The sequence below is a fragment of the Clostridium sp. AF32-7AC genome, assembly GCF_003477925.1.
GTDB classification, from domain to species: domain Bacteria; phylum Bacillota; class Clostridia; order Lachnospirales; family Lachnospiraceae; genus Otoolea; species Otoolea fessa.
On record NZ_QUEG01000004.1, the window covers coordinates 37,972 to 58,141 of the forward strand.

Sequence of the window (20,170 nt, forward strand, 5' to 3'; positions counted from 1 at the left end):
TACCTCTCTTTTCTCTTGTATCTGTCCGAAACCGTCTGGTTTTTATCCTGCTATTTTCATTTCCAGACAGACTGCTTTACTGTCTCATTATATAGAAAGAAGCAGGGTTTTACAAGACTTTCCTTGTAAGACATCCTGCCTCTGTTACTGTTCACGCATACGTGCCCAGTATCGGAATTTGCCGTGGCTTCGCATTTAAATACGGCAAATTCCTGCTGCCACCACGTTTTCTTACGGCACTTTCGGTTCCCAAAGTGCCTACCTGTGAACAGTAACCTGCCTCTCTATTTTTTATGGATTCACAATCTCCGTCTTTCCGCTGATCAGCGCTTCCACCTCGATTCCACCTATCTCGCACAAGATTCCCTCATAGCTTTCCAGTGTATCGCTGTAATACACGCTGTAGATAGACACATCCTCAGAAATCTCTCCATCCAGATAGTTTTCCAGCGGATTTTCTCCCAGTTCCCGGAAAGAACCACCCAGATCCATCATCAGCTCCCAGCTTTCCGGATGAATGTCCTGTTCATCCAAATCATGTAGATACATCCAGAGCGCCATGCATAGAATCCTCGCCTCGGCTTTCGCCCGCACTTCCTTCGCTTTCTGTACCTGTCCGGACATGATCGGGATCGAAACTGCAACGAGAATCGCCACAATCCCGGTCACGATCAGCAGCTCTGCCAGCGTAAAGCCTGACCGTGCCCTAGCGGAACTGGTTCTTTTCTCTGTCATAGGTATATCCCACCGCCTGCAGCTTCTTCTCAAGCTCCGACCGTTCTGTATCAAACGCACTGCATAATTCATCTAAATCCGGGTAAAAATCTCTGAGCTGTGTGTTCACAAAGCTCAGGCACATAATCGGATCGTTCGGTATTTTTCCTGCCATCTTTTTCCCTTTCTGTCCTTTTATTCATACTCAAACGTAACCGTCACATAGTAACCGCGGCCATTTTCCTCGATCGCCTTTACCACGCCGTGATCGGCGGGAATCCGGTCATTCAGCTTAAAAAGCCCCGACATCGCCACCGCCGGTTCAATCATATAATTGACATTAAACGGCGTCACCGACTCCGTCACCTCTACTGTCTGTCCGACTTCTACCAGTCCCGGACGTTCCATTTTAAATACAACATCTCTTGTCACGCCGTTTTTCCTCTTCTTTCTGGTCTGATCCCCAATTCTGGCTGCCGGCATATCCTCACGCCGTGCCTCTGATTTCAAATTTTTTTTACACGAACCATAACCGCCAGCTTACCAGTTTTCTAGTATACGGCACTTTTTTCCTTTTATCAACTGCACCCACATAACCTACCGTTCGTTTTTTTCACGCGCCATCCGCCGCAGCTGCCGAAATCCAAGCCATGCCAGTAAAAGCAGCAGCAGACTTACACTGATCGTCAGTCCGTAGTGAATCCACCGTCTCCAGAACGGAAGCGGGAGGTTTTCCACCGGCGCAGTCTCTGTTTCCACCAGAGTTCCCGGATCCACTTCTATTTCTGTCATCTCTTCCACATCCAGTTCCGCTTTTTCATACTCCATCCGCCTCCGGTAACGCTCATATTCCGGAAGTCTGACCGTTCCCCCGTACACTGCCCGGCAATCCCATACGCGGCGTTTTGCCTGTACCGCCGCATTGCGGCACCAGATGCCAGCCTCATCCTGATAAGCATCTCCCTCCCAGCTTGCCGACTCAATCTGCACCTCATCCTCCGATAGCCCTGCACTTGCAAGCAGGTCTTCCCTGCACACCTCCAATGGCGGCACTTTCTCATCATGCATCACGGCAGTTCCACCCAGCCGGTATGTGTCCGCCCCGTATTCGTGAAATACGACCGAAATCTCAAATCCATCCTGCCAGTGTTCGTTCTCATAAGAGGTTCTTTTCAGATCCAGCATAACCGATACCGTCTTCCGGCTCTCCCGATCCTCCACCTCCATCGGCGCTCTCGCCGGGATCTCCTGTTCCCGCGTCACGGATGGATAGACCATCTCCCCCGAAACCTCCCGCGTTCTGCCGCGCACCGGCACCGCCTCTATCTCTGTCCCCACAAGCCGGTAGGTAATTTTCCCCTCTTCCAGATATTCTTCCGGCGCTTCTGGTATCTCAGCCTCTTTCAAATAGGAAGAAGAATAACGGATCCGCCGTTCTCCCGCCTTATCTTCCTGTGCGTAAGCCTGTCCGCCGGTGCCCTGCAGGCACAGCAGCACAAATGTCAGCACTGCCAGCCTCCAGCCATATCTTCTGTCTTCTCTTTTCCCCATACATTCTCCCTTTCTGCCATTCCCCGGCAAATGTCTCCTGCCAGCCGAACCGCATTCTTTCGTAAGCACGTTCTAAATTTCCGTACTCCTCTCTCAACCTTCTCCATCCTTTCTAAAATTGTTATTGTTCACGCATACGTGCCCCGTAACGGAATTTGCCGTGGCTTCGCATTTAAATACGGCAAATTCCTGCTGCCACCACGTTTTCTTACGGCACTTTCGGTTCCAAAAGTGCCTACCTGTGAACAGTAACGATATGATACTTATATTCAGCACTGCTCAATCATATGACTGCTATTTTTTTGTTTCATAGGACGCAGTTTCCCCTGAAACAAAAAATGCATTATGAAATTTCATAAATACCCGGATATTTCTGTGAATCACAGATGCCCTCTTTGCGGGCAGAATCATCGAATGCCGTCCGGAACCGGACTTTGAACTGCATTGTACCTTTATTATAGTCTGCCCTATCTCAAAATACAATTTATAAATCGCTCCCGCGGCATTTTCTACAAAAACACCTTTTTATCCATCATTTACTTATAAGTGTTATACAAAAAATCGAATACGACTTTCTGTTTGGTACGGCAAAATGACTTGACTGAACAGCAGATTTTAGGTATACTTGCATATAGGTACATTTTACAAAATAAGAGCGGAGGAAATTAAACTATGAAGTGTCTTATCATTGACAAAGTATACGCTGGTATTGCTGAAGAACTCAGCAAATACATGGAAGTTAAAACTGCAGAGAATCTGCCGTCCACCAAGGATCAGTTATTAGCTGAAATCGGTGACGTAGACGTTCTGATCATGCGTGTAGATCCGAAGATCGATCAGGAGATCATCGACGCTGCTAAGAACCTGAAGGTTATCGGCGTTTGCTCCGTTGGTCTGAACCACATTGATATGGACTATGCAAAATCCAAAGGAATCCAGATCTTCAACGCACCGGGCTTAAACGCTAACGCAGTTGCAGAGCTGACCATTTCCAAGATGTTAGATATCTCCCGTGGTACTTTCACAGCTAACTACGATGTAAAAGTAAAACACGAGTGGAACAAATATAAATTCGAAGGTCGTGAGCTTCGCGGCAAGACTCTGGGTGTTATGGGCTTCGGTCGTATCGGTAAGAGAGTCGGCGAACTTGGTCGTGCATTTGGTATGACTGTCGTTGCTTACGATCCATTCCTGAAACCGGAAGATTTCGAGAAAGAGCATGCAACTGGCATGTCCGTAGACGAGATGTTAAAGGTAGCTGATTTCGTATCTATCCACGTACCGCTGACACCAGAGACAAAGGATCTGTTCAACGCTAAGTCCATCGCTGAGATGAAGGATGATGCAGTTGTTCTGAACATGAGCCGTGGTGGTATCGTAAACGAGAAAGACATGTACGAGGCTCTGAAAGCTGGCAAGATCGGCGGCTACGCAGCAGACGTTATGGAGAACGAGCTGGCTGGCAGCGGTCTGACAGGTGATGATACATTCGCAAGCCCGCTGTTCGAGTGCGACAACTTCATCGTTTCCCCGCACATCGGCGCTCAGTCCGTAGATGCTTCCAGAGACATCGGACTTCACATCATTTCCAAGGTAAAAGAGGCTCTTTCCCTGTAATCAGGAAACCAGTCTTATACTCATATAGGAAATCCTGCGGAAATCGTTCTGCAGAAACTGCATAAAGACAGGAACCGGATGATACTCTCGCCGGTTCCTGTTTTTTTGTTTCATAGGAAACTACTGGAATACCACTGGTTCCTCCAGCAGTTCCGTCCGCAGCACAATATACGGATACGACGGCTCTTCCCCGGTCGGCTCGCTTCTCTCCGGTCCTTTTAACTCGGTCTTGACGATGATCGAATTGTCCGTCAGGTACAACTCCGGAACCGTAATGCTGTAACCGCCGGTCTCCTGCTTGCCGTACCCGGCAGCTATGTAGAGGTCATTTCCGCTTGTGTAAGTCAGGCGGAAGGAATCGTTCTTCTTTTCTTCTATGATCTGCGCCAGCTCCTGCGGCGTCTCATCGGGACCTATGACGGCAAATTCCAGATCCCGCAATTTTTCTGCCTGTTTTTCACCGCCGCATGCAACCGCATAGACCCCCGCCAGAAAGATTCCCATCACAACCATAAGGCTTAGAAGCCATTTTTTCCTGCTTTTCTTACTTTTCATCAAATAAAAAACCTCCCGCTCCCCTGCACGCAGCCACGCGGCAAAATGCTTTGATTTACTGCATTTTATGAAGCGGAAGGTTGTGATATTCAATCTTTTTTCCTTTTTCCCTGGCATACGCCAGCAACCGGTCGTTCGCCGCCGCCCAGCCCCCATACTGCCTGCGGCACGCAATCACGCACTGGCACGCATCCAGACATTCTCTGGCTTCTTGTTCCTTTTCCTCTGATATTTCTTCAAATGCGGGGACTGCAATCAATCTGGACGCCAATGTACAAGCCGCCGGATAATCTAAGTCGGCTTCCGATACGATCCCTGCCGCAAACGTGGTTCCAGCTCTCTGAAGCTGCCAGAAGACAGCGCGCCCGCTTCCTCCTCCTGCCAGCACAAACACCTCTGGTGCCCCCTCCGGACGCGGAAGCTCCATACTGCCGCCTGTCTGACGGAAGCGCCCTTCCTCGACCTGGAAAAGCTCGGAAAGATGTTCTGGAGTCAGCATCTCTTCCGGGCGTCCAAACCGGCTTTCCTGCCCCGGGCTGACGCACAGCACCCAGTCAGAGACGCGCTCCGCCAGATCAAGTTCATGAATGGATAAAATGACTGCCACCTTCTTGCGGCGCGCCAGCTCCTGCAAGACCGACATAAATTCCAGCTTATAACGGATATCCAGATAGGAAGTCGGCTCATCGAGAAGCAGCAGTTCCGGCTCCTGACAGAGCGCCCGCGCCAGCATCACCCGCTGCCGCTGACCGTCGCTGAGCGTCTGGAAGTCCCGCTCCCGAAGCTCTGATACCTGCACTGCCTCCATCGCCTCATCAACTGCCTTCCAGTCCTCCTCCGAGAGGACACCAAACCGCCCCGTGTACGGATAACGCCCGGCTGCCACAACATCCCGGCAGGTCATCCACTCTGCATGAACCTTTTCCGTAAACATGACCGCCATCCTCCGTGCGCGCTCCGTTCCCTTCATTCCCAGAAGGTCCGCGCCGTCCAGGTAAACCGCGCCTCCCAGAGGGGGAAGCTGCGCGGCGACACTCTTTAAAATGGTCGATTTTCCGGCTCCATTCGGTCCGACTAAAGTCAGGATCTCACCCTTCTTTATCCCGATCCGGACTGGATTTAAGATCTGTTTTCCACCGTATCCAACCTGTAAGTCCTCTGTATAAAAGTAGATCTTCTCCTCATTTTCTGGATTCATGGTATTTTCTCCTCCGCTGCTCTATGCTTCAGGTGCTCTTTCGATGTTTCCGCATCATCACAAAAATCACGACCGGCGCACCGAAGACAGCTGTTACCGTGCTGATGCTCAATTCCGTCGGGGCAAAGACCGTCCGCGCCAGCCAGTCGCTGAACAGGCAGAACACGCTTCCGCCCAGGAAACAGCCCGGAATCAGCACCAGCGGTCTTGTATCGGCAAACAGCCAGCGGATCAGATGCGGAACCGCGATTCCAACAAAGGAAACCGGACCGGCAAATGCCGCTACGCAGCCAGATAAGATGCTGGACAAAATCACCATAAAGAAACGCAGATGTGCGACATTGACTCCCATGCTTTTCGCATACGTCTCCCCCATCTGGTATGCGCCGATCGGTTTGGATAACAGAAACACCGCTGCCGCTGAGACAAAGGTCACGCCCGCCATGACTGCCACATTTTCCCAGGTCATACCAGAAAAACTTCCGCGCGACCAGTTATGCAGGTTGACAATATCCGCATCGCTGGCGAAGGTCACAACAAAATCCGTGACTGCCGAGCAAATATAGCCGATCATCACGCCCCCGACGATCAGCATTGCCATCTGTTCCATTTTCCGCGCGACCAGGAGCACAAACAGCATAGAGAGAAGCGCTCCGGCAAATGCCGCTGCCACCAGCATCCCCGAATTGATCGTAATATTCCATTCCAGAAATCCGACCATCACAAGTGCTACCAAAAGCTTTGAACCAGAAGAAATTCCCAGCACAAAGGGACCCGCGATCGGATTGTGGAAAAAGGTCTGTAACAGATACCCTGACAGTGCCAGCGCCCCGCCAAGGATCAGCGCCGCCAGCGCGCGCGGCAGACGGATCTCCCAGATGATCGTCCACGCCATTCCACGCAGCTTAGGCTCCCGCAGTTCCTGTAAAAATTCCATGATCGGAACCGATACACTGCCTGAACAGACACTCCAGATAAGCGACAGGAGCAGCAGCATAATCAGAAGCAGAAATGCGCCTGCGATCCGCACCTGTCTGCCTGCCTGCGCCAGGTTTCTTTGTTTTTTTTCCTGTTTTTGTCTGTTTGCTTCTGATACTGAACGCATCGTTTCTCCTATCTATCTTTATTACACTTTCCATCCTCACGACTGCAATTTATACAGATATGTCCCATCTTCCTGGCTTCCGCTGAAAATCGCATGGATATCTTCCAGCATTGCTCCAACCGACATGGATTCCTGATAGAGATTCTTCGTCGTGCACCAGACATTTCCCGCCTGTACCGCCTTGAAATCCTTGAGAACCGGCGCTTTTGCCAAAAGCTCCGAAATTGAGTGAATCTCCCCGTCGATTGTACTGTTATAAATCAGATAATCGGATTCTTTCGCGGCTGCATAAAATTCTTCCATCTGCATATTGACGGTCGAAGACCGCTTTCCGTCATCCCCCAAATGACTGAATATGTATCTGCCGCCCGCTAATTCTATCATTTTCGGTATATAATCAGAGGAACGGCGCACGTTCACGCTGCCCTGGTTCGTAATATAGAAAAACGCCGCCGACGGCTTTTCCGCCTGTGCCGTCTGTTCTGTTTTCACGCTCCCGCCTGCGTTCTCCGCATCCGAACCTTCTTCTGTAACACGCTGCAAAGCTGCTTCCTGCCTTGCAAATGCCGCTTCCGCCTCTTTTTCTTTACCGGTCAGCACTCCATACAGGCGGATCCATTCCGTCCGCCCCAGCGGATGTGCTTCGTAGCTGGAATGATCCACAAGCACCGGGATTCCGAAACTTTCCAGCTTTTCTTTTACCTCCGGCGAATGGAGAATCATCGTATTTTCTATTGCCAGACCGCAGCCCTCCGAGACAATCCGCTCATAATCCGGTTCGCTGTACTTGCCTGCGTAGAGAATTGACCCATTCTCCATCGCCTCCTTTGCCTCCGGGATGTACCAGCCCGACGCATCGGTTCCCGAAAACCGGATATCCGGGAGCGCTCCCAGCATCCGGAACATATCCATGGTCGCGGTCGCTACCAGATAAATCTGTTTGACCGGGCGCTTAAGCACCTGGATCGAATCCGGAAGATCTTCCGGCACCTTTCCGCCCTCTGGAATCAGAAGAAAACGGCTTCCATCCGCAACCGAAACTGCTTCGTACTGCATCCCGTCCGCATCCTCATAGGTATCGACCGCAAACTGGGTCGCATAGGCAAGCTCCATCCGCGATTTCCAGGCCAGGGACGCACTGATCGCCTCACCCGGCTGTGGAAGTGATGCCTCCGCCACCTGTGCATCCACGTTTTCTGCCGGCTGGGACACTTTCGTACCTTTACCCGCCTCATTGGATATCTCACTGGCGGATGTAGACGACGCTGCCGCCACCGCACTCTTTCCCGTATTTCCACAGCCACTCAAGAGCAGCACCCCCATAAGCGACAGTCCTGCCATCCTAAGTGCCATTTTCTTGTTACTGTTCACGCATACGTGCCCAGTAACGGAATTTGCCGTGGCTTCGCATTTAAATACGGCAAATTCCTGCTGCCACCACGTTTTCTTACGGCACTTTCGGTTCCAAAAGTGCCTACCCGTGTACAGTAACCTTTTCTTTCCCGTTATCCATCCTATTTTCTTCATTTTTCCCACTCTGCCTCTCTCACGTGCGCCACATACAGCTTCCGGATCGCCTCAACCTCTCCCAGTCCCCGGATGCGGCATTCCACCTGGTATCCGGCGCGTTCCAGGCGGCTCTTCCAGGAATCCTCCTCTTCACCTGCCATATCCTGATTCGCATGGTCGCCTGCAACCACCATGAGCGGCTGCAGCACTGCCCTCTGATAGTGTTTCTGCGCGCCCAATTTCTCGATCACCGCTTGTAAATCCGGCTGCGCCTCCACGGTTCCGATGTAATAATTTGCATAGCCGCCCGCGATCATCCTATCCTGCATCTTCTGATACACCTGATTGGAAGCCGCGTCCGTCCCATGCCCCATCAGGCAGAGTGCCGTTTTTCCATCGTCATATCCGCCCAGTTCTCCTGCCATCGCCAGGATCACCGCATCCAGATCCGCTTCACTGGCAAGAAGCGGTGCTCCCAGCGCCAGCCGTTCAAAACGCCCCTGATTCGCTTCCACTTCCGCTTTTACATCCATGTATTCAAATCCATCCATCAGATGGGTCGGCTGCACAATCAGACTTTTAATCCCATCGGCTGCTGCCCGGTCAAGTGCCTCCTTCAGATTGTCGATCGACCGTTGATCCCGCTTTTTCAATTTATCAATGATCCTCTGGCTGGTAAATGCCCGGCGCACCTCATATGCCGGAAATGCCTCCGCCACTGCACGCTCAACCGCCCCGATCGTCTTTTCCCGGCTGTCATTGTAGCTTGTCCCGAAGCTGACTACCAGGATTGCCTGTCTTGGTTCCATCTATCCATTCTTCCTCTTTGTTTTTTATCTTTCAATTCAGAATTTTCCCGTTCCCCCTACGCTGCCATATGCCTGAATCTGGCTGACATATAGCTTCATGAATCGAAGCTACTATAGCATATTTTGAAATAGTTTGCAATGAAGCAGAAAAAATGGCACTCCGCCCGTCCAGGCGGAATGCCCCTTTTTCTGCTTTCAGCTCCGATTTTACCAGCTTTTCTATTTCTCGTCCCGGCTGCACGCGCGCAGCTGGTGCTCATGCTCATATTTTTCTTTCGTCGCCATCCCGCCCCGGATATGGCGTTCCGCTTTGTTGATGTCCAGTACTACACGCGCCCGGGATGCAAGCGGCGGATTGATATGGGAAAGGCGCTCGGCCACATCTTTATGCACGGTAGATTTACTGATCCCAAATTTCCGCGCCGCCTGCCGCACTGTCGCATTGTAGTCTATGATGTAATTAGCGATCGCAACCGCCCGTTCCTCGATATATTCCTTCATGGGAGTTCCCCTGAGAACGTTTTTTACATCTTATTACATCTGTTTCCGGTTTATGCAAATTCCCTTTCCCAAACAAAAACACTGCCGATTAGTAGTTCTCCGCACGGCGGTGCTTCCGCAAGTCGTTTCTCTTCACGCCAGCTTCCCACTCTGCCTTCTCCTCATCGGTCTCGACAAGCAGTCCCGGAACCTCCATAGGATGCTCGTTTTCATCCAGCGCTACCATAACCACATAAGCGGTATTAACCAGTTTACGCGCACCGCTTAAAGACTCTACGAATGTATCGACGCGCACTTCCATGGAGGTTCTTCCAACGTAAGTCAGCTTACCCTCGATAATCAGGGTATTGTTCAGGTGGACTGCCTCTTTGAACTGCAGGTTATCAACCGATGCAGTTGTCGGATTGCAGTGCGCGTGGCGGCGCGCTACAACGGTCGCTACAACGTCGATCCATTCCATCAGCTGACCGCCAAACAAACGACCAGCACCATTTAAGTGACTATTTAATACAAGCTGTGTCTGGATAACAGCTGAATCCGCTACGCGGCGCATAATTCTTTCTTCCATAATTTATTTCTCCTTTCGAGAAGGATGCCTCTTCCAATCTCCCGCTTTCGAAGGACTTCCCTGTGATATGGTACCTAGTATACTGGCTTTCCCTCAAATTTGCAAGTATTCCGCCGCAAAAATTCTGAATCTTTTTAGTTATACATTCTATTGGCAGTAAACTATAAATGTAAAAAAACGACCGAAGAATCTGGGAGCAGCGTCTGTTGTCTTTCGCTGACTCCCATCATCTTCAGCCGTTCTCTTATTTATCCTCTTCCCGCGCCATGATCATCCGATAGATGAAATCCACGGTTCCATCGATACCGTAGCTGGCACTGTTGATACAGAGATCATAGTTGTTGGAATGTCCCCAGTTTCGGTTTGTATAATAATGATAGTACTGGCTGTGGACATGATCCAGATGCTTTAACATATGGCGTGCCTGCTTGACCGTCAGGGAACTGTCAATCTCCATCGCACGTTTGATACGCTGCTCAAACGGCGCCGTGATGTAGATACTGATATGCGGGATGTTGTTGTTTGCCATGATGGCATCTCCGCATCGTCCCAGAATAACAAAATCTTCCTTCTTCGCCATGTCAACCAGAAGGTCGCTCTCGTTGAAGAAGACCGCATCACGCTTCGGCAGTCCGTGGAAACGGCTGAACTCGCGCATGCGCTGGCGCAGGGTCAGATGGCGCTCCGGGATGAATGCCTCACTCGGGTTTACATTGGCATCCTGATCGTGCGCCGGCTCTTTCTTGATTCCCGGCTTGATTCCGTAGCTGACAGAATCCTGTATAGAATCCTTCTGAGCCTCGAGACGTTTCAGAACCGCTTCAAAGATCTCCGCGTCGTAGAAATTGATTTTCAGCTTATCTGCCAGCTTAAATCCGATATTTACACCGCCGCTTCCGTAGGTCCAGCTGATACATACGATCAGGTGGTCATTTTCGGAGAAACGGTTTTTCAGGTTAAATGTATTCAGCTTCGCCAGCTCTGCGTTGATAACGTCGCCGCTCGCGAAACTGGTCGGCAGACTCATGACTTCGGTCAAAATCCGGTTGTACTCGGTCATGACGAGCTTCCGCTCTTCCTTATTCTCAATGGTACGCGCCATGTTTCCGATCAGGGCAATCTCACTTCGAACCAGGTTACCCTGCGGGCGTGTCAGCATCAGATGAGTCAGCTCATCCACGCAGCGCTTCCGGTCACGATTGAAAACACGTCCCAGAGAAGAACCTAACTGTGCATAAACCTCCGCATCCAGATCGTAAATACTCTCCGCCAGTTCACGGATTCGTTTTTCATCTCTTCCAGGCACCGTGCTGCCCGGCTTCTTCCCTGCTGAATCCTTTTCGGCTGCATTTTCCGCACCCGTTACTTCATTCGCATACTGGGCGCTGTCCTTTTCAAGCGCCTGCTGCGTCTGATTTTCCATATTATCTGTATTGGTATGTTCCTGATTGTTGCTCATCGTCACTCACCCCCTATAAAAAGAATAACAGCATATCAAGTGCAAAGACCGGAACCAGAATACCGAACGACCAGAGCAGATATCCGAAGAAGGACGGCATACGCACACCGTTTTCATCCGCAATCGACTTAACCATGAAGTTCGGTGCATTTCCGATGTAGGTGTTCGCACCCATAAATACCGCACCACAGGAGATCGCCATCAGCATCTTGATCGGAACCGTTCCTAACGTCGTCACCATGCCCTCCGTAAATCCAAGCGCACCTGCCGTTGTTAAAAATACCAGATAGGTCGGCGTGTTATCCAGGAAGCTGGACAGCAGACCGGTCGCCCAGAACATTTCAAACGGCTCGGAGATGCCCAGGTTCGCGCCATTTGCTTTCAGAATCATCAGGGCTGGCTGCATCGTGATGAAAATACCGATAAACAGAACCGCAACCTCCTGAATCGCGCCCCAGGTAAAGTGGTTCTCACGGCGGATCTCAACCTTCGTGGTCTTGAAGGACAGGAAGGCCGCCACCAGAATGATCACAATCTCAATGATGGCCGGATAGCTTAATTCTACCTCTCCAAACAGATGGATGCCAAGCACCTTTCCGGCTGCATCCTGGAACTGCGGCATGGACGGTAAGGTACCGCTTAAAATAACGGCTGCCACGATCATAACCAGGAAAATCAGGTTGTGCGCGCCGCGCAGCTTTACTTCGGTACCCGGTTTGCTGATATCCGGTTTCAGACCGCTCGCGATATCCTGACGATATGCCCTCTTATCAATAAAATAGAAGATTGTCAGCAGCACCAGCATATTGAAGAATAAGATCGGCGCCAGATGTAAGCTCCAGAAGAACGGTACGCCGCGCATGAAGCCCATCAGCAGAGGCGGGTCACCGATCGGGGTCAGACATCCGCCGATGTTGGATACAAGGAAAATAAAGAAGATAATGATATGACGTTTCTTCTTTCTCCATGCATTCATCTTGACAACCGGACGAATCATCAGCATACTGGCACCGGTCGTACCGATCCAGCTTGAAAGCAGGGTTCCCAGTGCCAGTAGTCCTACATTGACACGCGGAGAACCTGCCAGGTCACCGGACATCGTGATATTACCGGCAACGCAGAAAAGTCCAAATAACAAAATAATAAAGGTCAAATAGTCATTGACCAGACATTCCAGAACCGTTTCCAGTGCTGTCCCCGCACTGTAACGCATCGCAAACGGAATGATAAAAAGAATTGACCAAAGAGCAACCGCATGAGGCTGGTGCTCTTCCCACCATTCTGCCTTCACAAGCGGCAGAATCGCAATACAGAGAAGCAGTCCCGCAAATGGAATACACATCCAGAGCGGCACAGAGGATGCCGATGCACCGCCTTCCTGTTCTGCTGCCAGAGCCGTCATCGGATTTGCCATCAAAAATAATCCCAGGCTCGCGCAAAACGCACTCAATCTTTTCACCTTCGTAACCTCCCAACTTTTTTCTTTTTTGTTTTACATTTTCCATTTCAGCCACTCATTATAACAAGTTTATTTCCTAAATACAACCGTGTTTTTCACGTTGTAAGCGTGATTTTCCGCAAATTTTTCGTTAAAAGTACCTTATATTAATTCTTATTAATAAGTGTTGTAAGCCTGTGCTCATAACATAAACAAATACCTCTTTTGTATATAGAAATTATGTATAATACTGTAATTTCACAAATGATATATTTAATTCTACTATGAAACAAAAAACCGCCCGCCGATATCCCGACAGACGCTTCCTACATTCACATATAACTTTTTCTTGAACTATACTCTCTTTCCAGAGTTCATATTTCAATTCCATATCTTCCCCGCCATCTTCCATCTTTTTCCTGCAGCTGTTTTCGCGCTTCATTTTAAGCCAGCCGCCCGATCTCTCGCGGTATTCCTTCGTGGTTTCTTTTTCGATATGTGCCAGTTGGCAAATCTGCCGCTGTATAACCTGCTCTTTCGCAGCGTTCACACATATTCTCTCTTGAACCTGTTTTATTATAGCGCTTTTTTGTAAAATTTATTTCCGCTTTTTTGTCAAATCTTTGTAAAAAAATCAAGCAGCAAATTGGAGAAACTGTCTCATTTACTTTTTATCTTCTTTATGCTATAGTTAGCCTGTATTTTGCATTCAGATGTATTACGAATCCATTCGGAAATTCCGGTGCCATCCCGTGCCGGAATACTCAATGTCTTATCGTGTTTTATAAATATCAGAAGGATTTTCAGGAGTATTGTATTCATGCAGGCGAATATATTTAAGATCAAACGAAATGAATTGGCTGACGGTTCCGGGCTGCGAACTACGATTTATTTTAAAGGATGCCCCCTGCGCTGTGTCTGGTGTTCAACACCGCAGGCGCATGAGCGCCCGACCCGGATTCTCTGGGACAGCAAGCACTGTCTCTACTGCAATCTCTGTGTCAGCGAATGTCCCACCGGAAGTCTGGCATTTTCAGACAACCGTCTCACCTTTACCCCGGACACCTGTACATTCTGCCGTGCCTGTACGGATCACTGTCCGTCCCGAATGCTTCATTTCGTCGGTCAGATGATGGATATGGATGAAATCATGGAAAAAATTCTTGCCGACCGGGAGCTCTATGGAAATGGCGGCGTCATTCTCTCCGGCGGCGATCCGCTGATGCAGCCGGAAGCAGCCACCGCTGTCCTGAAAAAATGTAAAGAACACGGCATCCGCACCGCGATTGAGACGACCGCTTTCGCCAAACCGCTGGCTTTCTCCCGCTTCATCGCCAACGCGGACATGATTATCATCGATTTAAAACATTATTCTGAAAAGAAATATGTCCAGTTCACCGGTGTCTCAAATCATTCGATTCTGGAAAATCTGGACTTTGCCATCTCTATCGGAAAAAAAGTGGCGGTCCGCATTACCATTACCCCCGGCATCAACGACACGCTCATCGATGCCCGCAGGTATGCCCACCTTTTGTCTGAGCACCACATCAGACATGTAATTCTGCTCTCCTATTCAAATCTGGGGATCATTAAATATGAAAAATACACGCAATCTCCGACGCTTGCCCGCGAGCAGACCTTCTCCGGCCAGGATATGGAGAATTATGCGAATATGCTGCGCGGACTGGGATTTGATGTGCAGATTGAGCAGTAGGGAGGCGGCAGGTTTTTTCCATTGCCGCCTCCCATACATTTTTCTATCGATTCGTTACTGTTCACGCATACGTGCCCAGTAACGAAATTTGCCGTGGCTTCGCATTTCAATACGGAAAATTCCTGCTGCCACCACGTTTTCTTACGGCACTTTCGGTTCCAAAAGTGCCTACCCGTGAACCGGTAACATCTATTTCCTTGTTTCTCTATTTTTTCCCAAATTTTTCATTGATTTTTTTTCCACCCAATGCTATAATGTGTTCAATATTTAATTTATTTATCAAAAAATGAACATAAACCATTTGCAAAAATCCTCATTTTTACAAATGATTTAAAAGGAGGTTTCCCATGCAAAATCCACAATCCCAAACAGCGCCAGAGCCAAAACGCCTGGACTGGACCACGATGGTCGTCCCATTTCTTCTTATTATAATACTCTGTCTCTGCTTTCTGGCTGCGCCAGATGCATCCAAGGCAGTGTTGGAAAATCTCCGGAGCTTTCTCGGGGAAAACTTCGGTGTCGGCTACCTTGCCATCGGACTCGGCATTTTTCTTCTGTCAATCTACATCGCCTTTTCCCGCTACGGAACCATCCGGCTCGGAAAACCGGATGAGAAGCCGCTCTATTCCAATTTTGCCTGGGGTTCGATGATGTTTACCTCCGGACTTGCGGCGGACATTCTCTTTTACTCCCTGTGTGAGTGGGTTCTCTACGCCAATGACCCGCATCTGGCAGAAATGGGCAGTATTCAGGACTGGGCGAGCACATACCCGCTCTTTCACTGGGGTCCGATCCCGTGGGGCTTCTATGTCGTGCTCGCCGCTGCCTTTGGCTTCATGCTTCATGTGCGCGGCTGCCATAAACAGAAATACTCCGAAGCCTGCCGCCCGATCCTCGGAAAACACACAGACGGGCTTGCCGGAACCCTGATTGATCTGATGGCGGTCTTCGCACTGCTGGCCGGCACAACCACGACTTTTACGCTGGCGACCCCTCTGATGAGCCAGATCGTCTCCGAACTCTTCGGATTCGGCGACACCCGCCTCATCACCATCGCGATTCTGGCAGTCACCTGCCTGGTATATACCGTTTCCGTCGTGCGTGGCATGAAGGGCATCCAGAAGCTCGCGGCGTCCTGCGTCTACCTCTTCTTCGCTCTTCTGGCGTATGTGCTGCTGTTTGGCGGTGAAGCTCGCTATATCATCGAAACCGGCTTTTCCTCCATCGGAAATCTGGTACAGAACTTTATCGGACTCTCCACCTACACCGACCCACAGCGCACCACCTCATTTCCGCAGACATGGACAATGTTCTACTGGGCATACTGGATGGTCTGGTGCGTCGCTGCCCCGTTCTTCATCGGAACCATCTCTCGTGGACGTACGATCCGGCAGACAATCCTCGGCGGCTACGTGTTCGGGCTTGGCGGCACGTTTGTGAGCTTTATTATCCTCGGAAACTACAGCCTGGGACTCCAGGTGTTCGGAAAACTGGATGTCATGGGGCTTTATGCCGCCAGTGGCGACCTCTATTCCACAATCACTGCCATCATCCGCACGCTTCCGCTCGCCCCGATGGTTCTCGTTCTGCTCGCGGCGGCGATGATCGCCTTCTATGCCACCAGCTTTGACGCGATCGTACTGGTTGCCTCCGCCTACTCCTACAAGAACCTGACAAGCGAGGACGAACCGCACATGGCGATCAAAACCTTCTGGTCCCTGAGCCTGATTCTACTGCCGATGGTCCTCATTTTCAGTGATAATTCAATGGCAAACCTGCAGACCGTGTCCATCATTGCAGCATTTCCGATCGCGTTTATCATTCTCCTGATCGTGGCGGCGTTTTTTAAGGATGCGAAGAAATATCTTTCCAGGGAAATATAATTGTGATATCATTAAGTCAGTTTAAATATGCAAAGGAGGAGTAGCATTATGGCATGGGATGATGTTGCAGGAAAAGCTGCAGGAAATAATGGGGACAAATATGTTGTTTTACAGGTTGTTTTAACAGAAAAACTACTTGGCACTGGTTCAGGCACAGCAAGTCTTACTAATCTGCAATCAGAAATTAATAAACAAGCGGCCAAAGGATACCGGCTTCACACGATCTCAACAACATCTTCTGGCTCTAAGGGTTTTCTTGGCGGCGATAAAATTCAAGCTACCATGGTATTTGAACGAATTGATTAAGTGTTGTTAAAAATATCCCGAATGCACTTTCCGATGCATTCGGGATATTTTTCTTTATCTATAAGCTCTCCCGCAGATACTCCCGCGTCACACTCCGCTCCGCTTCCAGCATCTCCTTCGGTGTCCCGGCAAAGAGCAGACTGCCGCCTGCGAGTCCGCCGCCCGGTCCAAGCTCCACGATATAGTCGGCGTCCTTCATCACATCCAGGCTGTGCTCGATGATAAACAGTGTATTGCCCTGATCGGTCATCCGGTTAAAAAGCTTCATCAGACGGCGGATATCGTCGAGATGCAGCCCGTCGGTCGGCTCATCCAGAATGAATATCTGTCCCCGCTCATCCAGCTTGCTCGCCAGCTTCACACGCTGCAGCTCGCCGCCGGAAAGCGTCGTCATCGACTGATTCAGGTGCAGGTAACCGAGTCCGACCTGTACCAGCGTATCGAGTTTCCTCACAAAATCCTCAGCTTCAAAGAACTGGATCGCCTGACGGACGGTCATATCCATGACTTCCGCAATATTTTTTCCCTTGTACTGATAGTGCAGCACCTCCTCCGAATACCGCGTTCCGTGGCAGACCTCGCAGACCGTCTCAATCGAGTCCATATATGCCATATCCGATATAATTACACCTTTTCCCTGGCACGCCGGGCAGGCGCCCTTGGAATTGAAACTGAAATATGCCTGTGCGACATGGTTCGCTTTCGCAAAAAGCGCCCGGATCGCATCCGCGATATCCAGATACGTCGCCGGGGTCGAACGCAGATTGATACCGATATCCTTCTGCCGGATCGAGATCACCTCGCCTGGATACTGGCTCATAAAATATTCCATCAGGGAGCTTTTTCCCGAACCAGCCACACCGGCGATGACCGTCATCACGCCAAGCGGCAGCTTTACGCTCAGATCTTTTAAGTTATGAAGCTTCGCGTGCTCGACCTGATACCATCCGGTCGGCTTGCGGTACTCCATCTTCATCGGCGTTTTCGTCCGCAGCATCCGCCCGGTCACAGTGTCCGCTTTCAAAAGGTTCTCGTAGCTTCCCTGATACATGATCTGTCCACCGTTTATGCCCGCTTCCGGTCCCATATCCACAATGTGATCCGCCAGCGCGATGACTTCCCGGTGGTGTTCCACAATCATCACGGTATTTCCGTGCTCTTTCAGCTTGATCAGCGAATTTTTAAGATTCTGGATATCACGCGAATGCAGTCCGACACTTGGCTCATCAAGCACATACATCATATCGGTAAGCGGCGAATTGATGTATCGCGCGATCTTGATACGCTGCGCCTCGCCGCCGGAGAGAGTGTCTGTTCCACGGCTTAAAGAAAGATAGCTGAGTCCGATCTCAATCAGCGCATTCATCCGCTTCAGGATCTCGGTCTTGATATCGCGTGCCAGCGGATCATCAATCTGGCGGATAAACTCTGCCGCCTCCGGGATCGGCATATCCGAAACCTCGCAGATATTTTTTCCGTTAATCAGGCAGCTCCGGATCTTCGCATTCAGTCTCGCCCCGTGGCACTCCGGACACGTAAAGGTGCTGACAATGCGATCCAGCTCTTTCTTGTGAAGCTGTCCTTCCTTAGATGTAATGATACTGCGGTACATACGCGGATAAATGCCCTCGTACTTCGCGGATTTCGGCCAGTTTGCCGGCGGATTTTTCAGGCGGATCTGCGGCGAATAGAGAAATAAATCCATCTCCTCCTTCGAATAATCCTTGATCTTCTTGTCCAAATCAAACAGACCGCTGTACGCGTACCGCTTCCACCGCCATGCGCCGGTCGTGAACGCCGGCCACTGGATAACGCCCTCATCGTTTAGGCATTTATCAAAATCCACCAGCTTGTGGATGTCCAGCTCCGTCACAACGCCCAGGCCCTCACAGCGCTCACACTTGCCGCTCGGATGGTTGAAGGAAAAGCTGTCCGAATAGCCGACAAACGGTTTGCCTACACGTGAGAAGAGCAGGCGCAGCAGCGCATAGATATCGGTGTATGTGCCGACCGTTGAGCGGGAGTTTGCCACCGGCTTTTTCTGATCGATCACGATCGTGACCGGAAGATTCTCCATGCGCTCAACCTCCGGACGACCATATTTCGGCAGAAACTGCTGGACAAAACTTGGAAATGTCACATTCAGCTCCCGCCGCGACTCTGCCGCAATCGTATCAAGGCAGAGCGATGATTTGCCCGAACCGGACACACCGGTAAAAACCGTGATTTTCTTTTTCGGAATTTTCAACGACACATGTTTCAAGTTGTTTTCCGTTGCATTCACAATGCTTATATACTCCTGATTTTCTCGTTCCATCTGGCATTTTTCCTTTCTTAAGCTGCATTTTCCCGTCCCAGGTTCCTTTATTTTAAAGGTACTCAATGCTATCCTGATCTGTACGCGGCTATCACGCACAAAAGCAGACAGAAAATACCCCTAAGAAGCATTTTCCGTCTGCTTTTTTATTTGACTTCCTGCTTTACACGCACTCCGCCGAACAGCAAAGGCATTGTCTTTCTTGTATACTCTCCAAGCGCATAGCCACCGTCTGAAATGCAGTAATCATAGATGATTGCCCTCTCGCAGAGTGCATACATATGTGCAATCTCGTAATATGGCATACTGCGGGTAATCTGCCCCCGGCGCTGCCCCTCATCGACCAGCTGATTTACCATCTTATAGTAAAAACGGTTCTGGTTTAAAAGATGCTTATCCCCCTTTGTCACCACCTGTGAGGAATAGAGTGACGCCAGAAGCCCTACCGGGATATCCGACTCTATCAGATCATGTACACTGAAGCAGAGCGTCATAAGCTTGTCAAAGCTGTCCATCTCCGGATCCAGCGCCTGCATTACCTCTTCATACTTTGCATCAAAGATCTCTGGGAGAGATGCCAGAAGCTCATCCTTTCCACTATAATAATGATAGAAGCTTCCCTTTGATGTTCCAGACTGCAGGATAATCTCATCGATCGTCGTCTCCTCATATCCCTTCTCATGAAACAATTTCCATGCAACACGGGCAATTTTTGCTTTTGTGTTATTACCCTTCGCCATTTGCCTTTTACCTCTTAACTTCTCAATAATCGTAATTTCAGGGAAACATTCCTGGTCATCTAATTTACCTTTTTGTTTACCTGAATCCAGCCGAAAGCAGAGTGGATAATCTTCCTCATCTGCTTTCGACAATTTAATTTATTTTATCATTCTTTTCCTGTGAAGTAAAGAGATTGTTCCATATGT

General features: G+C 49.9%; 19 protein-coding genes. 4 read left to right on the top strand and 15 right to left on the bottom strand.

Going from position 1 to position 20,170, the window contains the following annotated elements; genetic code table 11:
* Positions 1-291: 291 nt before the first annotated feature.
* From DWZ45_RS07220 to DWZ45_RS07235, 4 genes are all read right to left on the bottom strand, one after another.
* On the bottom strand, positions 292-735 hold the full coding sequence (locus DWZ45_RS07220) for a type II secretion system protein (RefSeq protein WP_118468373.1): 444 nt from the start codon (positions 733-735) through the stop codon (positions 292-294).
* A complete protein-coding gene (locus tag DWZ45_RS07225) occupies positions 707-889 on the bottom strand; it encodes a DUF4250 domain-containing protein (protein WP_022360303.1) in 183 nt (60 codons plus the stop codon). Before DWZ45_RS07225 ends, DWZ45_RS07220 begins: the two co-directional genes overlap by 29 nt.
* A gap of 20 nt (positions 890-909) precedes the next feature.
* Complete coding sequence (locus DWZ45_RS07230; protein WP_347475383.1) at positions 910-1,146, bottom strand: hypothetical protein; 237 nt, start codon at positions 1,144-1,146, stop codon at positions 910-912.
* Positions 1,147-1,311: 165 nt separating this feature from the next.
* Positions 1,312-2,265 carry a hypothetical protein gene (locus DWZ45_RS07235; RefSeq protein WP_118468374.1) on the bottom strand — a complete coding sequence of 318 codons (954 nt, stop codon included), beginning with the start codon at positions 2,263-2,265 and terminating at the stop codon, positions 1,312-1,314.
* A gap of 672 nt (positions 2,266-2,937) precedes the next feature.
* Here DWZ45_RS07235 and DWZ45_RS07240 point away from each other — a divergent pair.
* Positions 2,938-3,882: a D-2-hydroxyacid dehydrogenase gene (locus DWZ45_RS07240; protein ID WP_022360306.1), complete on the top strand. Its 945-nt coding sequence runs from the start codon at positions 2,938-2,940 to the stop codon at positions 3,880-3,882.
* 120 nt (positions 3,883-4,002) lie between these two features.
* Here DWZ45_RS07240 and DWZ45_RS07245 read toward each other — a convergent pair whose 3' ends face one another.
* The 9 genes from DWZ45_RS07245 to DWZ45_RS07285 form a co-directional block, all read right to left on the bottom strand.
* Entirely contained in the window at positions 4,003-4,437 is a 435-nt protein-coding gene (locus DWZ45_RS07245; RefSeq protein ID WP_107001425.1) for a protease complex subunit PrcB family protein, read from the bottom strand.
* Between the two features lie 55 nt (positions 4,438-4,492).
* Positions 4,493-5,635: an ABC transporter ATP-binding protein gene (locus DWZ45_RS07250; protein WP_118468376.1), complete on the bottom strand. Its 1,143-nt coding sequence runs from the start codon at positions 5,633-5,635 to the stop codon at positions 4,493-4,495.
* Positions 5,636-5,663: 28 nt separating this feature from the next.
* Positions 5,664-6,740, bottom strand: coding sequence for an iron ABC transporter permease (locus tag DWZ45_RS07255; RefSeq protein ID WP_182426647.1), 1,077 nt, complete (start codon positions 6,738-6,740; stop codon positions 5,664-5,666).
* A gap of 36 nt (positions 6,741-6,776) precedes the next feature.
* Positions 6,777-8,111: an ABC transporter substrate-binding protein gene (locus DWZ45_RS07260; protein WP_243023465.1), complete on the bottom strand. Its 1,335-nt coding sequence runs from the start codon at positions 8,109-8,111 to the stop codon at positions 6,777-6,779.
* 152 nt (positions 8,112-8,263) lie between these two features.
* Complete coding sequence (locus DWZ45_RS07265) at positions 8,264-9,058, bottom strand: sirohydrochlorin cobaltochelatase (protein ID WP_118468380.1); 795 nt, start codon at positions 9,056-9,058, stop codon at positions 8,264-8,266.
* 219 nt (positions 9,059-9,277) lie between these two features.
* The gene (spoIIID, locus tag DWZ45_RS07270) at positions 9,278-9,559 is read right to left on the bottom strand and encodes a sporulation transcriptional regulator SpoIIID (RefSeq protein ID WP_117796058.1); all 282 of its coding nucleotides are present in this window, start codon (positions 9,557-9,559) and stop codon (positions 9,278-9,280) included.
* An 88-nt stretch (positions 9,560-9,647) separates the two neighbouring features.
* Entirely contained in the window at positions 9,648-10,127 is a 480-nt protein-coding gene (locus DWZ45_RS07275; protein WP_107001412.1) for an acyl-CoA thioesterase, read from the bottom strand.
* A gap of 244 nt (positions 10,128-10,371) precedes the next feature.
* The gene (locus DWZ45_RS07280) at positions 10,372-11,586 is read right to left on the bottom strand and encodes a cytidylate kinase-like family protein (protein WP_227589680.1); all 1,215 of its coding nucleotides are present in this window, start codon (positions 11,584-11,586) and stop codon (positions 10,372-10,374) included.
* 13 nt (positions 11,587-11,599) lie between these two features.
* The gene (locus DWZ45_RS07285; protein WP_227589679.1) at positions 11,600-13,045 is read right to left on the bottom strand and encodes a sodium:proton antiporter; all 1,446 of its coding nucleotides are present in this window, start codon (positions 13,043-13,045) and stop codon (positions 11,600-11,602) included.
* A 799-nt stretch (positions 13,046-13,844) separates the two neighbouring features.
* Here DWZ45_RS07285 and DWZ45_RS07295 point away from each other — a divergent pair.
* From DWZ45_RS07295 to DWZ45_RS07305, 3 genes are all read left to right on the top strand, one after another.
* Entirely contained in the window at positions 13,845-14,738 is an 894-nt protein-coding gene (locus tag DWZ45_RS07295) for a glycyl-radical enzyme activating protein (RefSeq protein ID WP_107001410.1), read from the top strand.
* A gap of 347 nt (positions 14,739-15,085) precedes the next feature.
* A complete protein-coding gene (locus DWZ45_RS07300; protein ID WP_118468382.1) occupies positions 15,086-16,621 on the top strand; it encodes a BCCT family transporter in 1,536 nt (511 codons plus the stop codon).
* Positions 16,622-16,669: 48 nt separating this feature from the next.
* Positions 16,670-16,927 (top strand): DUF4177 domain-containing protein, encoded by a 258-nt coding sequence (locus tag DWZ45_RS07305; RefSeq protein WP_022360320.1) that lies wholly within the window; start codon positions 16,670-16,672, stop codon positions 16,925-16,927.
* Positions 16,928-16,985: 58 nt separating this feature from the next.
* Here DWZ45_RS07305 and DWZ45_RS07310 read toward each other — a convergent pair whose 3' ends face one another.
* Positions 16,986-19,244 (bottom strand): excinuclease ABC subunit UvrA, encoded by a 2,259-nt coding sequence (locus DWZ45_RS07310; RefSeq protein ID WP_118468384.1) that lies wholly within the window; start codon positions 19,242-19,244, stop codon positions 16,986-16,988.
* Positions 19,245-19,390: 146 nt separating this feature from the next.
* Positions 19,391-19,984, bottom strand: coding sequence for a TetR/AcrR family transcriptional regulator (locus DWZ45_RS07315; protein WP_107001407.1), 594 nt, complete (start codon positions 19,982-19,984; stop codon positions 19,391-19,393).
* Positions 19,985-20,170: the final 186 nt, after the last annotated feature.